The organism is Bacillus sp. sid0103 (assembly GCF_019219025.1).
This window is the reverse complement of record NZ_JAHUWN010000004.1, coordinates 15447-31758: the sequence shown is the minus strand read 5'-3', so window position 1 is coordinate 31758 and position 16312 is coordinate 15447. Positions and strand designations below refer to the sequence as shown.

Here is a 16312-nt window from a genome sequence, read left to right as displayed (position 1 = left end):
GTAAGAAAAAAATATTAGAATTTTATACAGAGTGCTTACTAACACCCAATAATGTGGGTTTCCTTGCACTCTATTTTGTTTTGTGGTAGGAATTCCTGTGATAAAAAGTACCGCGACTAGTTTGTTTGTCGTTTTATAAATAACCTGCTAAATCGCCAATGTTTTTAATATTAGTATAAACATAGAACTTATCAGTTTATATTTATAAAGTAGAATTATAGAATAAAAGGAGCAGGCTAAAACGAATAAATAAAAAGGAAGTGCTCGCCTTGGATCAAAAGTTTGCAGGTCATACTTTGTTACAATCTGTACCATTTGGAAATGAAAGGTTAGCTAGCCGGTTAGTGATGGCCCCAATGACAAGAATGTTTTCGCCGGAAGGGATCCCGGGAGAAAATGTTGCACAATATTACCGAAAACGTGCCGAGAATGGGATTGGGCTCATCATTACGGAAGGGACAGCGATTAATCATCCAGCTGCAGTTATGAGCCCCAATATTCCCCGATTTTATGGGGAGAAAGCCTTAAATGGCTGGGCAAATGTAGTGAAGGAAGTCCACAAAGCAGGCGGCAAAATCATTCCACAATTATGGCATGTAGGTGCAGCCCGAAAAGCAGGCAGTGAACCAAATATTGACGCGCCCCCAGTCAGTCCGTCCGGATTTACGTTAAGAGGCCAGAGAAATGAGAAAATAAAGGCTTTAACGAAAGACGAAGTGGCTGAAATGATTGATGCCTACGCTGAAGCGGCCGCAAATGCGAAGCGTATCGGCTTTGACGGAATTGAGTTGCATGGTGCACACGGATACTTAATTGATCAATTTTTTTGGGAACTAACGAACAAACGTATAGATGAGTATGGCGGGGATATAGGAGAGCGATCAAAATTCGCAGCAGATATCGTTCGGGCTTGTCGGAGAGAAGTCGGGCCTGATTTTCCAATTGTCTTTCGTTATTCACAATGGAAAGGAACTGATTATCAAGCAAAATTAGCTAAGAACTCTAAGGAGCTGGAACAATTGCTTACCCCATTGGTAGAAGCTGGTGTAGATATTTTCCACTGCTCGACCAGACGAATTTGGGAACCTGAATTTAAAGAGGAAGACCCATCATTAACCTTAGCCGGCTGGACGAAACAAATGACCAATAAACCAACGATTGCGGTCGGTTCCGTCGGAATTAACCGTGCATTTCTGAGCAATCAGGATAATGATCATGTAACAATAGAAGACAATCTCAAAATTGTAGATGAAAAAATCAAAGCAGGCGAATTTGACTATGTAGCCATTGGTCGTGCCATACTAGCGGATCCAGAATGGGCAATAAAACTCAAAAATGGCCATCTTAATCAAGGCGTGCATTATACGAAGGAATCCGAGAAATATCTGATTTAATTACATATAGTTTTGATAGAATAGTGTCCCTCCTCAAAAGGGAAGTCCTGTTTTGATCTTTTTGCTTGAGGAAATGTTCCTCTAATGTAAACAGCACCATCCACACTAATTGGAATGGTGCTGTTTCTATTTAAAGAGATAACCTCACTTGATTTTGTCACGGTTCACCTAACGCATCTATATGTGGTTTTAACTAGTAGTAATTATGGGGAATATAGGAATAATCTCTCTTTTATATCATTCAAGACTTCTTCCGGCATTTCCCTGACCTTGATATCCCCACCTAGGAAAAGCAACCAATTGGATATTTCGGCCATTTCTTCTGTGTTATTTACATTGATAAAAGTCTTTAGAACCGCCGTGGTTTGGTAAGGGTCCGTATAGGAAATGGAAACTTTTTTTTCTAACATCGGATGGGGAAGGTCTGATAAATCAAGCTGGTCGGGATTATGGGGATTCGTCCCTTCAAAAAGCAAGATTTGATTTAACAGTACAAGGTCTTCTTGCTGGTTTTCTGAGATGAGGTCAAGTAATTTTTCAGCTAACGACTGTCGACTCTTTAAATAGGGGAGTTGTTGATTTCTTGTGGCCATAAAGGCTATAAAAAGAGCTCTGATTTCATTATCCGTAAAGCGAACGGTGGGTAGGACAGAGTTGTTCATGACAAAATAACCTCCATCCCTTCCAACTTCAGCGACTAGCGGCATCCCCATGGCTTCAATTTCTTTGATATCCCGTATAGCAGTTGAACGAGAGATGTTAAATTCCTGCATAATTTCAGTAATGGTAAAGTGGGCACGGTTGTTGATATAACGCATAATGGTATTAATCCGTTCAACTTTTTTCATCGTGGCCTCCAAAACAGTATCATTTTTTGACATGATTTAACGCTATTATAAACTCATCAGGTGAAAAGAGAAATCATTTGATTCCATTTTAAAAAAAGGAAGGTTTTGAATATGACAATTTATACTATTGAAGAAAAAGACAGCTTTACCGTGTTAGGTTTTGGAACGGAGCTTAAGAGTAATTACACGGACTATGCGGGTATAACCAAAGAAAAATCAGACTTTTGGCAGGCCGTCAAACAAGATGGCACGCTTAATACGTTAAAATCTGTTGCGACAAATGACTACATTTTTGCTGTGAACGAAGCGGTGAATAACAAGATGATGCATTATGCCGGGGTTATGACAGAGACTTCGCTGCCAGAGGCAACTCGAATGATCCAATTTCCTAAAGGTGAATATCTAGTTGTTAAAGGGGAAGGGAACAATGCGGAAGAGTTGAGCAATATGCTTACTGGTATTGCTTTCGGTCAAGCTTTGCCAGAAGCACAGGATTTTGCCTATGTTGGCGGGCCCAATACGTCGGTTGTGATGGGGCAGCGAAGCGGTTTGGTATTTGGTGAAATGTGGATTCCTATTGTCAGGAAATAAGGAGGGATGGAAATGTCCTATCGTGTTGATTTTAAAAATGTATCTACGGCGGGTTTAGAGTCTTCACCAGTCGCAGAAGCGCTTGCTGGTTTACGTGCGAATGAAGCTCGTTACTTTATGAATAAATACAAGCATGAATTTACGGTAGAACCAGCTAGCGAAAGCCAAGAAACTCTTGATTATGTGAACCAAATTTTAAAAGAACGTGCTATTGAGTTTGCGGCCAAACCTTTAGAAACCTCGCTTTTTCAAGTGGAAAATATCAAAATGGCCTACGTTTTTTATGAGGATGGGCTTAGTGTCAATGCTATGTATACGATTGATGACCCAAAGAAGCGGGCAGTTGGTTTTAAGCTTTCTTAGGGGATGGAGGTACCAAAGGAGTTAGAGGGGAAGTTTAAGTTTGCCAGGCAGAAGTCTAAACTAGCTGGAACGATTCGGGGTTCGTTTTTTGTCATTAAAGGAGAATATTAAAGTAGTAATCAAATACAACCATACATGCAACAGCACTCTCTATCAGATAGAGGGTGCTGTTACTTTTTTTACTGTATCCTCAAGAAGAAAAATTATCCGGAATTGGGGCGATAGGGCTGGTTCCTTGGGAGGATAAGGTTCTTTAGAATTCAAGAGTTCTATGTCACCGTTTTTCAAGAGGAATTGTGTAGTTGTTTGTCGTATAAGTAAATATATTAAAGTTTTTGGAGGTAATGGAATGGGTGAAAATATAGATAACGGTCGTTCTTATAAAACATATACATTGATGGGTGCGGATCGGAAATTTTATCAAAGTGAAACCCCAGGTACATACGGTGGTCATCGCAAAACAAAAGTATACGGCACAATGGATTGTCCTGCTGCTTTAAGGGCTCTTGCTAAGTATGGAGACATAAAGGTAAGGGTGTTTTTTGCGGATGAGGAAACCGCGATTAAAGCTGGATTCAGGCCCTGTGCTGCATGTCTCCCTGAGAAATATAAAATTTGGAAAACCTTGGAGATAGAGCGTAATTAGGAAGTAATCTAGTGGATTGAGGGATTGAAGAGGAAGAAAAAACATAATCTAGACTAAGAGCTTGAACCTTTTCCAAGCTCTTTTGTTTTTCTGTATTTCCAAACATAAATCGAAAAAAAGATCCCAAAAAGGATCCTTTAATCAATTCAAAGTGTTTCTATAAACATAAGAGTCATTAGGCTTTGGAATGGTTTTGTAGTGGTTAAATGTGGATACCAGCTGTCAGGGAATAAAGAGGGATGGAAATGTCCTTTATCGTTGATTTTAAGAATGTAACTACAGTTGGTTATATATAAAGGAGAATATTAAAGTAAACAAATACAACAATTCATATAGCAGCACTCTCTATCAAATAGAGGGTGGTTCAAGTAGTTCCTCTGACATTGAGTTAAACAAGATATGGGGAGTAGATGGACCTGTTCGTTTATCTTATATCATTGTTTCTGATTTATAAACTATAAAATTATGAGTTCCAGATTCCTTATTAATGGGTTTGGAACTCATTTTTTATCGTTCTCCGACAGAAGACTCCTACTTCAATTTTGTAAAGGACGTAGCTGTGAGAAGGAGTGTCTAAATTCAAAATATTGACAAATTTTAAAATAATTTATTGCTATATCCATCATATAATTAAAGTAAGGAAGGAGGGCAAAGATTCAATAATTTCTCAAAACTATGAAAGAAGGTGCTGGAAATGTCACTCGCTCACTTTGATGATATCTATGAAATCTGTTGTGGAATTTGGAGGAGGAAGAAACGTTAATCAAGGCAAAGCATGTGAATGAACGGTTAGATCTTATGAAAAATCGTATTCCAGATGGCCATCGGTGGTGGGAAGAGGCAATTAGAGAGAATTTAAATGAAAAAGAAAGAGAGGTATTTTATGTCTAAAAAGAATATTAGTTAATGATCCCTCGTTTGTTCCGAATCAAGGAAGATGGGGGATTATTTTTTTTGTTGCTGTACCTAGTAACCGTTTAATGGACCACTTCAACAAAATTTGGAGTTTTTGGAGTCAGCGCCCCGGTGCGTTTATGCTTTATTTCACTGGAGGACTAATCCAATATCCCTTAGGATGGGATAATTATGGTATTATTTAGTAGGAAAATAGTCACTTATTTAGGCAGGGAGGACATTATGGACGAGGGAAATAATCTTATTCTTGCTAATGACATAGATAAAACTGTAGAAATTGACTTTTGTAAAAATGTTAAGGATAAATGGCACGTAAAGTTCCTGAATGGAAATACAGTTTATCCATATAATTATGAAAATATTATTTGGCTTAAAGACCCAAAACTGATGGATCCTAAAACTATTTTGATTTACGAAAATAATCACTCAATAACAGGAATGACCAAAATCCTTAATTTTGGTGATTATATAAAACTTGTATTTAAAAATGGATATAAAAAGATCTATAAGCGATCCAGTCTTGTAATCGAGGAAACCTGTTTATCTAATAATTCAGCACGTGGTACGTTTGATTATCTAAAAACTTTAGCCAGATACGTGAGTATAAAGGATGAAAAGGACAATAGTTTTCTCAGTAAGCAGTATGAAAAGATTTCCATGATTAGTCCCCGCAGTGTTTTAGCTGCTTATTTATCCGGGATCCCTTTTGATGGTGAAAATAAACAAGTTAAGACTTTCTATCCTTTTGGATTTAATATCAGCCAAAAATCAGCAACGGAAAAGGCCTTAATAAACCAGGTTAGTATCATTGAGGGACCTCCGGGGACTGGAAAAACCCAGACAATCCTGAACATTATCGCGAATGCGGTGATGAATGATAAGACTGTTGCGGTTGTCAGTAATAATAATTCTGCTACAGCTAATGTCCTTGAAAAACTTCAAAAGTACGACGTTGATTTTATTGTAGCTTATCTTGGCAACAATCAAAACAAAGCTATTTTCTTTGCTAATCAGAAAAATACATATCCTACTATGAGTGAGTGGACTTTACCGCTTTCAGAATATAAATCGATTCAAGCTGAATTAGTTGCATCGCAAAGAAAATTAGATGAAATGCTCGAGTATCAAAATAAGCTTGCTATTCTTAAGCAGGAACTATCAAATTTTCAAACGGAATATGAATATTTTATGCGGTATTATGAGCAATCAAAGTTTAAACCTTTATATCTAAAGTCTTTCTTAAAATTAAGTTCTGAAAAGATTTTAAGGATTCTATTAGAATTCAAACAAAATCTGAACAAAGGTAAGATCACATTCAAGAATAAAATCTATAATTTATTTGTTTATGGAATCTATAACTTAAAGCTCTATAAAATTCCACCGGATCAAGTGGTTTCTTTTTTACAAAAGTCTTTTTACGAGAAAAAAATGGACGAGTTAAACTCGCAAATCGAATCAATTTCAATTAGGCTTGAAAACTATAGCTTTGAACAAGAAATGAAGGAATATAGCCGTCGTTCAATGGGCTTATATAAGGCAAAACTGGCTGAAAAGTACAGGGGTGGAAGCAGGCCAATATTTACAGGTGATGCATTGTGGAAGGACAATCTTAATAAGTCTTTTATTAATGAGTATCCGGTTACTCTAAGTACGACTCATTCTTTGCGAAACAGTACAGCCCAAAACTATCTCTTTGATTACATCATTATTGATGAGGCATCGCAGGTGGACATAGTTACAGGTGCTCTAGCCTTATCTTGCGCTAAAAATGCAGTGATTGTTGGCGATGTTAAACAGCTCCCGAATGTTGTTTCGAGCGATGTTGCCAATCAAACGAGGAGAATTATTGAGTCTTTTGGAATGGCTGAGGCCTACAATTTTGAAGACCATAGTTTATTGTCTTCTTTCTTGAGCTTATATAAGACGATTCCTAAAACACTCTTAAGAGAGCATTATCGCTGTCATCCGAAAATCGTCGGATTTTGTAATCAAAAGTTTTATAATAATGAGCTGATTATATTAACAAAAGAACAGGATAATGATCATTCACTTGTTTTGTACAAGACAGCCAAAGGGAATCATGCAAGGGGAAGGATGAATCAGCGTCAAATTGACGTGGTTTTTAACGAAATTATCCCTGACCAAAAAATAAATGAAGAAAATGAAACGGTAGGGATTATCTCACCATACCGTTTACAGACGGATGTACTACAAAAGACGATTGGAACTCGAAAAATAGATGCAGACACCGTTCATAAATTTCAAGGAAGAGAGAGAGACGTCATTATCCTTACTACGGTAGTGAATTATAATGAACCGAATGACTTTGCTGACAATTCCAATCTAATCAATGTGGCGGTTTCACGTGCCGTTCGTAATTTGATTGTGGTTGTATCTGATGGCAGCGAGAGATGGAAAGGAACGAATATTGGCGATTTGGTAAGATATATTCAATATAATAATTTTGGGATCATCGAGAGCCAAATATACTCCGTTTTTGACCTGCTTTACAACAGCTATTCTGACAAATTACTTGACGTGTTGAAAAAAAGTAAAAAGGTTTCGGATTATAAATCGGAAAATCTCATGAATACTGTAATTGAAAAGGTGTTGAGTTTACCAGAATTCCAAAGTCTTGACTGGTTACTGCATCAGCCATTACGTATGCTGATAAAAGATCCGGTAAAGCTAACGGAGGACGAACACCGATATGCCATGAACATTTTAACGCACACTGATTTTGTTATTTTTAATAAACTGGACAAAATGCCTGTCTTGGTTGTTGAAGTAGATGGACATGCCTACCACGCCGACAATCCTAACCAGTTAAAACGTGATAAAATGAAGGATGAAATTTTACGAAAGTATGGGATTCCTATCCTCAGAATGAAAACTACTGAGAGCAGGGAAGAGGAACGCTTGAGGGAAACGTTGAATGATATCTTTAAAATAAAATCAGAGGTTGCCGAATCAATATTAAATAAAACTTAATAAAAGTGGAAATCACAAGGAGGAAATCCAGATGAATATCGTTCAAAAATCAATAAATTTTGCTTCTATCGCACATCGAAATCAGACGAGGAAATCAACAGATATTCCCTATATCTCTCATCCTTTTGCGGTGGGGATGCTTTTGCAAAAGGAGAAGTGTTCAGATTCTGTCATCGCTGCAGTTATCCTTCATGATACTCTTGAAGATACCGATACAAATTATGAAACTTTAGTAGAGAATTTTGGAGAGCATATTGCGGATTTAGTAAGAGCTGCTTCTGAACCTGATAAAACCCTCCCTTGGTATGAAAGAAAACAACATACCATCGATATGCTAAAAGAATTATCAATAGAGGAAATACAAGTCATCACTGCTGATAAATTACATAATCTGCAATCCATTAAGGAAGACCGTGTGACCTAAATTTAGATGTAAATGTAATTAACCTTCTCAAAGAAATGTCCCGGAAACGCCACCCGCGAAGGGAGAAGTTGATTAATGATTACATGGATTTAAAAAGAGATCTTGGTGGAAGACCATCGTATTTGGAATTACATTTAAAGGGTGCATCAGATTCTCCACAATACAGACAGGAATTTAGTTCGTACTTTGGATTTCTTAAATGGGCAGAGGAATTAACAGATCAGTAGATAGAAGTTTATGATCGATATGAAAATTGGTTCGTTGAAGTAGAAAAAACGGGTATGGCCAAAAGTTATAAAATGGTGGTATTAATGGCTATGTTGGAGCAGGGAGTCTCGAATTGGTATCATCCCATTTCCTCTATCGAAGTAGCACCTTTCTTTCATCAATACCTAATGGAAAAAGAACATCGGAAAAGAATTGATTTCTCCGATAAAGGTGCCAAAAAATTATGGGATTATGATGAAAGCGGGGTTAGCAAACTGATTGCTTCAATGCCGATGACAAAATGGAGTGGCAGCTCAAAAGGGTTAATTACATATGAACAAGATACATTTATGTTAAACCTTGAAGTAGCAAAAGAAGAAGAAATATCTCTCTTTAACTGGACAAAAGAAATATGTGAATACCGCCTACATTATCATTTTGAACGGAAAGGTAAGAATTTCCTTGTTCAATAATTTGAGGAAGTTTAACTTAGTATTTTTGAACAACCGATTTAAGAGAATGTAATAGGGTAAAAAGTGTCAACAATATTAAAGTATACTTTAAAAGAGCTGCCCGAATAGAAGGCAGCTCTAATTATTGGAAGAACAAATAAATCTTTCAAATTGTGTTTGTATTGAATTCTATTTGTTCGTTCTGTTTTGACTTCAAGTTATCTAGTTTCTTCTTAACAGCCGCTGGATCGGTTAAGAAATAATAGGTTGCACCATTTATGGAATAGGGTTCATCAAACCAAATTCCGTTATTTATAGCCGACCAGTTAAAGCGTTTAGCACCAGTATGATTCTTGAAAAATCTTGCTGCCTCTTGAATGGATGGACATTCCGCTAGTAGATCTTCCCCTTTATAAATGTTTACCGGTATTTCCGATTTGTTTTGTAATATTGGTCTTTTTCTCTCCATGTTGGTCTCCTATACCGTATTTATTAGCTTCCTACGTTTTCCTCAGTACTTCTTTTTTCATTAGATTAACAAGTGTCCCTTTATTTTTATAACGATTATAAGCAATTAATCTATTTAAATCCTTAATAGTCAATTGAGCTGGATCGATCGCTAGTTCGAATTCCGGCTTGATCTTTTCCAGTATAGAGAGCGCATATTCAATTTGCTTTTGGGTTAGGGTGTAATCTTCCTGATTAGTGGATTGATTCTGGATCGATTGATCATTTGTAGTAGTTTGTAATGTTGCCGCATGCTCCCTAATTTTTGCCTCTACTAACGCCTCAACTTCAGCTTGGCTGATCGCTTGGACCTCTACTTGTTTTGTATGTTGGTTTGTATTAAATAATTTTTCAAGAATTCCTTTAAACAAGGTATCCACTCCACTTTCTTTCAATCTCGTGTTCTATGTAGGTAAATTTTATCATTTCTATTATTAAATGAATAAATTGAAAAAACAATGCCTTTGGGGAATTTTGTGTATTTTAGTAGATAATTGTTAAAATAATAGGGGGGTTTTACAATTATAGAAGATTTATGTAAAAATTTAGGTCGATTGCACTAATTGTAGTATAATGAAGGAAAATGCAACTTTTGGAGCGGTTATTATGGCTATTACTATACCTGAAACGATTAGGTCCACTGCCACAACGGGTGAGCGGTTATTTTTCCGAACTTTAAAAACCTATCTGCCAGATGATTATATTGTTTATTTTGAACCGGAAATTCAAGGTAGGAAACCAGATTTTGTGATTATTGGTCCTGACCTTGGAATGGTTGTGTTGGAAGTGAAGGATTATACCAGAAATACACTCTTGCAAATTAATCATGAAGAATGGCATATCGTGGCAGCCAATGGTGATCAAACCATTATCCCCAACCCCATGAATCAGGCGAGAGACTACATGTTTAAGATAGCAGATGTCCTGAAAAGGGATAAAAATCTAATAGAGACAGATGGAAAACATAAATTGAAATTGAAGTTCCCTTATGGACACGGTGTCGTCTTTACGAGATTGTATACGAAGGACTTTATTAAAGATGGGCTTTACTCGGTTATTGAACCAAACCTTTGCTTAACAAGAGATGAAATCGATTCTGAAAAGGAGAGCTTTTCGGAAGAAATCTTGATGGAAAAAATTATGAATATGTTTGTTATTCCATATCGTTTAAAGGAACCACTTTCCATCGGAGACATTAATGCTATTCGCTATCATTTATTTCCTGAGGTTCGCATTAGCGCCGAATTTAAGGCACCTGTTCCTTACCAAGATCAGCTATTACTGTCACTTCATGATATTAAGACAATGGACCTTCATCAGGAGAATTTAGCGAAACAGATCGGTGATAAGAACCGGTTAATCCGAGGCGTTGCAGGAAGCGGGAAGACGATAATATTGGCCAGTCGAGCGAAAATGTTGTCAAAACAAAATCCTGATTGGAAAATTCTTATCCTTTGTTATAATATTTCGTTGGCCAATGCGATCCAACAAATGATTAATCATATGCTGAATGAACCTGAGGATCTATTTGATTTTGATCCAACGATCAAGGCTGTACAAAATCAAAACATAATCGTTCGGAACTTTCATGCTTGGCTTAAGAATGATCTAAAGATAAGCGAGCAGAATCTCTCAGAAATCATCGATAAAATCGATAGGAAAGAAACCATTCTTCCATCCTATGATGCGATATTGATAGATGAAGGGCAGGATTTTGACGCGGATTGGCTCCGTCTAGTCAGCTTGCTAATCAATACGGATACCCAGTCCCTCTTATTGGTAGAAGATCGAGCACAAACGATTTATAGACGAAAACGATCATATTTGCAGGATACCGGTTTATCTTTTCAAGGTCGGTCAAAGGTATTGTCTATCAACTATCGAAATACTGCCCAAATCGTTAAGTTTGCCTGGGAATTTTATCGTGAGCATTCGATGTTTAAAAATAAGGTCGTAAATCGTAGTATTGAAGGTGAAATCATTGCTCCGCAAAGCACAAAACGGAAAGGGCCAGAGCCTGGTATCATTCGAGCAGCCAATTTCTTTGATGAAATGAGAATGGTTGCGAGGCAAATGAAAAGGCTCCATGAAGAGAGGAAAGTACCGCTAGAAGAAATGTTAATCCTTTACAGAGTAAAGCGGACACATAAATATCCGATTGTGGATATTATTAAACGTTCATTAGCTGAGTTGGGATTGCCTAACTACTGGATTACCGAGAATGACGTGTCCAAGCGATCTTTTCAAAAAGAAGATGGAAAGATCAAAATAAGTACCATTGATAGCAGTAAGGGACTCGACTTCCAAGCCGTGTTTATTGTCAATGTGGATTCCATGCCATTTCCCCTTGAAGAGGATAAGGAAAGAGAGGTTTCTTTATTCTACATCGGAATGACAAGGGCGAAGGAATATCTTTGCTTGTCTTATTCCGGTGAATCCGAATTTACACACTATTTGGATCGGATTTTACTCGAGAGGAACCAGAAGAAAAGTGGGTTTGTAAAGATAAAATAGAATAGTAAGATCTACATTGTTATCCCCCAGGAATTGGTAAGTGAACGTATCTGTTTAGTCTCAGTTTATTATAAAGACTCTTTATTTAATGTTGATGGTGTTTTAGGAGGAATGAATACCATGTCTTCATACCGTCTTAATTGCCGTTTGCCCTACATAACCTGCAACTATGTCAGCTCTATCCACTTCCACCAAATGACCGTGACTCAGGTAAACCTAATGCTTTATTACAATATAGGAAAATTTAGTTATTAACTCAACTTTCGCAGAGTGAAATCGGCAAATAGGCCTTGATATAACTAGGAAGGACAGAGATCCACTGCTCAAGTTAACTTTGAATTAATTTTTTGATTTTCTTATTCGTCTGTTTTAGTGCGTCTTTAAGAAGCTCAATCAACTGTTGTAATGCAACAGCCCAATCAAGTTCATTTACTTTATCACATAATTCGTAAAACAGACCTCCTATTGTGCGTTGATCGGTATTACAACGATTTTGCCACGACAGCACAATAAAACGAGCAAACACAATAGTGGTATGGCTAATCAGCCCATCATAGGAACGACTTTGGAACTCTTTTTGAAGGTTTAAAAGTGATTTAGTCTCATATAGGAGGCACCTCTTCTGTTGATAGTGTATTCTAGTCAATCACACTATACCAAAGAACGAGGTGTTTTTCATTTTTTATTAGGTTTGTCAATCAACAGAATAGATAGACTCTGAACTTAGCACAGTCAACGATTTGCACTTATTTTATTGGTGCGAAAGTTGAGTTATTGAATATTACAAAAAACAATATTTCTAAAAAAGAGGACAACATCTCTCTTGTGAAAGCGCTTTGACAAAAGTAATCTAGAGTACAAGCAGAGGAGGGTATTTATGAAAAATACAAGAAAAAAGTATAGTAAAACGATTGCAGTACTTTTAGCTGGTTGTATGGTAGGTTCTACATGGTTTGCGAATAGTTCTCTGATATTAGCTAAGGGGAACACGGATATTAAACAAGAAGGTAGTCAAATCATTCCACGAAGTGCACAAACGGTTATTTCTTCTAATCAAATGGACGTTCTCGTCGATGTGAAATTTCCAAGAGTAATTCAGTACGATTTAAAATCTGGAAATGGAGCAGGGAATACTTTTTACGGACAGACTGAGGCATTAGATACAATCCTTATTAATGACATAGCAGTAAAACCAAAAGTAAAAGCAAAAGTTTCATCTAATAAAATAATGTATGAGATGACTTTAATAGACGTTAGTCACAATATCTCTGCAGTTATTACTGCAGAGATGGTTGTTAAAGATAATATTTTAGAATTCAATATTACAAAAATTGTGGACAACAAAATCGTAAAAACAATTGAAATTCCAAATCACAATTTAATTACTGTAAATAGTAGTCAAAAAGATGCTGTACTAGATGGAGTACAGATGTCTACAAATACACATATCAATGGTGACAGACAGGTTAAGGTTGATAAAAATTTAAATACGAAAGATGAAGAGCAAAAAGGATATATGTATGCTTTTCTTTCTAATGATGTATTAAGTGCAGGTATCTGGTCTAATACGGAGAATAGTTTAGCAAAAAAATTAGCTCCAGATTCTTATGCTGCAAAAACTGATGCACAAAGAATTACAGCTACGGCTACGACTAATAGTGTAGGGCAAAAAACAATTGGTTTAAGTAGTACATTCTGGACCTATCAAAAATCAGAAGAGCATCGTAAGGAAGATGGTACTCTTGAGCTAGAAGATGGAACAGTAAACAAGGTAGATGAAATGCCATCTGCGAAGGTTGTTATTACTGCCGACGCTAATAGTGATAAAAAAATAAACTGGCAAGACGGAGCTATTGATTATAGAAAAATTATGAACGAACCTCTAGGGACAGAAAAGGTTCCAGACTTAGTCGGTTACCGCATTAGCATGAACTTTGGCGGTCAAGCTCAAAATCCTTTCTTAATGGCTTTAGATGGAGTTAAGAAGTTTTCTTTAAATACCGATGGACTAGGGCAATCTATTCTACTGAAAGGTTATGGTAGTGAAGGGCATGATTCTGGTCATTTAAATTATGCAGATGTTGGAACTCGTATCGGTGGCGCAACGGATATGAAAACATTGCTAGCGAAGGGTAAAGAATATGGGGCAACTTTTGGAGTTCACGTGAATGCAAGTGAAACTTATCCAGAGTCAAAATATTTCCAAGAAGATCGTTTATTAAAAAATCCAGATGGAACTTATAAGTATGGTTGGAACTGGATTGACCAAGGAATAAACATTGATGCTGATTATGATTTAAGAAATGGTAGAGCACAACGTTTCAAAGATTTTTATGACGTCCTTGGTGGCAAAAAGAATGATTTAAATTTTATTTATGTAGACGTTTGGGGTAATGGACAGTCAGGTGATAATAGTACATGGCCAAGTCGTCAGTTAAGTAAAGAAATTAACAGTTTAGGTTGGCGCTTAGGTAGTGAGTGGGGATATGCTAACGAGTATGATTCTACATTCCAACACTGGGCAGCTGATTTAACTTATGGTGGTTATACTCTAAAAGGTATCAATAGTACAATTACTCGTTTCATTAAAAACCATCAAAAAGATGCATGGATTGGTAACTATCCTAAGTATGGTGGCGACGCTGATGCTCCATTATTAGGTGGCTACAGCATGAAAGACTTTGAAGGATGGCAAGGTAGAAGTGACTACAAAGCCTATATGGATAACTTGTTTGCAGTGAACGTTCCTACAAAATTCATCCAACATTATAAAGTAACACAGTGGGAAGATGGTAAAGCAGTTGAAATGACAGATAATAATAAAACTTACAACTGGGTACCAGGCATGAAGGCAGTATTAAAAGATGACTCTGGTAAAAATACACTTGAAATTGAAAGAAAGTCTAATGATTTTGCAAATGATAAAGATGGTTACCGTACAAGAACTATGACATTTAATGGTAAGGAAATATTTGAAGGTAAATCTGGTGATGAAAAGTATTTAATTCCATGGTCTTGGGATCAAAATGGTAAAAAATTATCATCAGCGAATGAAAAATTATACCATTGGAATACAAACGGTGGAGAAACAACTTGGACTGTTCCATCTGGCTGGGAAGGTACAGTTAAAGTTTATGAGTTAACAGAACTAGGTAATGAAAATGGGGAAGACGTTGCGATTAAAAATGGTAAGATCACATTAAATGCAAAAAAATCTACTGCATATATCATTCATAAAAAAGCGAAATCTAACAAAGATGTTAAATGGAGCGAAGGAATGCATCTTGTAGATACTGGCTATAACAGCAATTCCCTAAAAGATTGGAAAGTTACAGGAGATTCAAAAGCGGTTAAGATTACGAAGAGTGAAGGTAATAATAACATGTTAACAATCTCTAACAATAAAGAGAAAGTAAATGTTACTCAAAAAGTAACGGGATTAAAACCAAATACTAAGTATGCTGCTTATGTTGGTATTGACAACAGAAGTGAAGAACAAGCAAGTATAACCATTACTTCTAACGGTAAAAAGGATACAAATAGTACTGGTAAATCTATCGCTAAGAACTATGTAAGAGCTTATGCACACAATACTTTAGGTTCTGAGCAAGCAAAAGCAGATGGTCAAATGACTTCAACAATAGATGGAACAAGTTATTTTCAAAATATGTACGTATTCTTTGAAACTGGTAATAATGCATCTGATGTAACCATTGATTTGTCTAGAGATGCTGGGAATGGTGCAAGTTACTTTGATGATATTCGTATCGTAGAAAATAACGCTAATAACCAAGTAAGCAGTGATAAATTCGTACAAGACTTTGAAAGTGTTGCACAAGGTATCTATCCGTTTGTAATTGGTGATATTGAAGGTGTAGAAGATAATCGAACTCACCTTGCTGAATTACATGCACCATATACTCAAAGAGGTTGGAACCAAAAACTAGTAAATGATGTTATTGCTGGTAAATGGTCAATTAAAACTAATGGTTTAACAGAACGTGACACACTTGTATACCAAACAATACCTCAAAACTTCAAATTCAAACCAGGTGTAACGTATAAAATCACTTTTGATTATGAAGTAGGTAGTGATGGAACTTACGCAGTAGTAACAGGTAATGCTCCATTTGAAGAAAAAGGAGTATTAACTAAGGATGAATTAAAATCAACAGCAAGTAGCGATAAGGATGCAAAAACTGGCACTTATTCCTTTACTTTAAAAGGGGATGAATCAGGTCAAAGCTGGTTTGGTATTTATTCTACTAACAAAGCTGCCGATACTCAAGGTGTGAAAGGCTCACAAGCTAACTTTAATGGCTATAAAGATATTATGCTTGATAATCTAGTTATTGAAACGATACCAAACAAATAGAATCAGTTGTTTTAAAATGGGGAAAACTGACTGTAATAAATTCAATTTTTGTATTAACAGTCCGTAAAATAAATTAGTAGATAAT

At 36.4% G+C, this 16312-nt stretch carries 11 protein-coding genes and 3 pseudogenes; 10 read left to right on the top strand and 4 right to left on the bottom strand.

Features of this window, described 5'->3' with window-relative positions; all coding sequences use genetic code 11:
- Positions 1-269 precede the first annotated feature (269 nt).
- A complete protein-coding gene (locus KW850_RS05840) occupies positions 270-1394 on the top strand; it encodes an NADH:flavin oxidoreductase (protein ID WP_218346643.1) in 1125 nt (374 codons plus the stop codon).
- Positions 1395-1597: 203 nt separating this feature from the next.
- On the opposite strand, the gene KW850_RS05835 is transcribed toward KW850_RS05840, so the two are convergent.
- The gene (locus tag KW850_RS05835; RefSeq protein ID WP_218346642.1) at positions 1598-2242 is read right to left on the bottom strand and encodes a helix-turn-helix transcriptional regulator; all 645 of its coding nucleotides are present in this window, start codon (positions 2240-2242) and stop codon (positions 1598-1600) included.
- Between the two features lie 111 nt (positions 2243-2353).
- Here KW850_RS05835 and KW850_RS05830 point away from each other — a divergent pair, with 111 nt between their 5' ends.
- The 7 genes and pseudogenes from KW850_RS05830 to KW850_RS33170 all read left to right on the top strand — a co-directional run.
- A complete protein-coding gene (locus tag KW850_RS05830) occupies positions 2354-2833 on the top strand; it encodes a GyrI-like domain-containing protein (RefSeq protein ID WP_218346641.1) in 480 nt (159 codons plus the stop codon).
- Between the two features lie 12 nt (positions 2834-2845).
- Positions 2846-3307 (top strand): annotated as a pseudogene (locus KW850_RS05825) (phage tail protein).
- Between the two features lie 238 nt (positions 3308-3545).
- A complete protein-coding gene (locus KW850_RS05820) occupies positions 3546-3842 on the top strand; it encodes an Ada metal-binding domain-containing protein (protein WP_256358113.1) in 297 nt (98 codons plus the stop codon).
- A 741-nt stretch (positions 3843-4583) separates the two neighbouring features.
- The gene (locus KW850_RS05810) at positions 4584-4733 is read left to right on the top strand and encodes a hypothetical protein (RefSeq protein ID WP_218346865.1); all 150 of its coding nucleotides are present in this window, start codon (positions 4584-4586) and stop codon (positions 4731-4733) included.
- Positions 4734-4979: 246 nt separating this feature from the next.
- The gene (locus KW850_RS05805; RefSeq protein ID WP_218346639.1) at positions 4980-7748 is read left to right on the top strand and encodes an AAA domain-containing protein; all 2769 of its coding nucleotides are present in this window, start codon (positions 4980-4982) and stop codon (positions 7746-7748) included.
- Between the two features lie 31 nt (positions 7749-7779).
- On the top strand, positions 7780-8172 hold the full coding sequence (locus KW850_RS05800) for an HD domain-containing protein (protein WP_218346638.1): 393 nt from the start codon (positions 7780-7782) through the stop codon (positions 8170-8172).
- Positions 8163-8852, top strand: a pseudogene (locus KW850_RS33170) (hypothetical protein); the annotation flags it as partial. The gene KW850_RS05800 and the pseudogene KW850_RS33170, both read left to right, overlap by 10 nt.
- Before the next feature lie 145 nt (positions 8853-8997).
- Here KW850_RS33170 and KW850_RS05785 read toward each other — a convergent pair.
- Positions 8998-9300 (bottom strand): hypothetical protein, encoded by a 303-nt coding sequence (locus KW850_RS05785; RefSeq protein ID WP_218346635.1) that lies wholly within the window; start codon positions 9298-9300, stop codon positions 8998-9000.
- Between the two features lie 31 nt (positions 9301-9331).
- The gene (locus KW850_RS05780; RefSeq protein WP_308128759.1) at positions 9332-9718 is read right to left on the bottom strand and encodes an ABC transporter ATP-binding protein; all 387 of its coding nucleotides are present in this window, start codon (positions 9716-9718) and stop codon (positions 9332-9334) included.
- Positions 9719-9944: 226 nt separating this feature from the next.
- Here KW850_RS05780 and KW850_RS05775 point away from each other — a divergent pair, with 226 nt between their 5' ends.
- Positions 9945-11852, top strand: coding sequence for a 3'-5' exonuclease (locus KW850_RS05775; RefSeq protein WP_218346633.1), 1908 nt, complete (start codon positions 9945-9947; stop codon positions 11850-11852).
- 256 nt (positions 11853-12108) lie between these two features.
- Here the strand turns inward: KW850_RS05775 and KW850_RS05770 are convergent.
- Positions 12109-12453: pseudogene (locus tag KW850_RS05770) on the bottom strand (IS4 family transposase); the annotation flags it as partial.
- Positions 12454-12729: 276 nt separating this feature from the next.
- On the opposite strand from KW850_RS05770, the gene KW850_RS05765 reads away from it, so the two are divergent.
- The gene (locus KW850_RS05765) at positions 12730-16227 is read left to right on the top strand and encodes an endo-alpha-N-acetylgalactosaminidase family protein (RefSeq protein WP_218346632.1); all 3498 of its coding nucleotides are present in this window, start codon (positions 12730-12732) and stop codon (positions 16225-16227) included.
- Positions 16228-16312 lie beyond the last annotated feature (85 nt).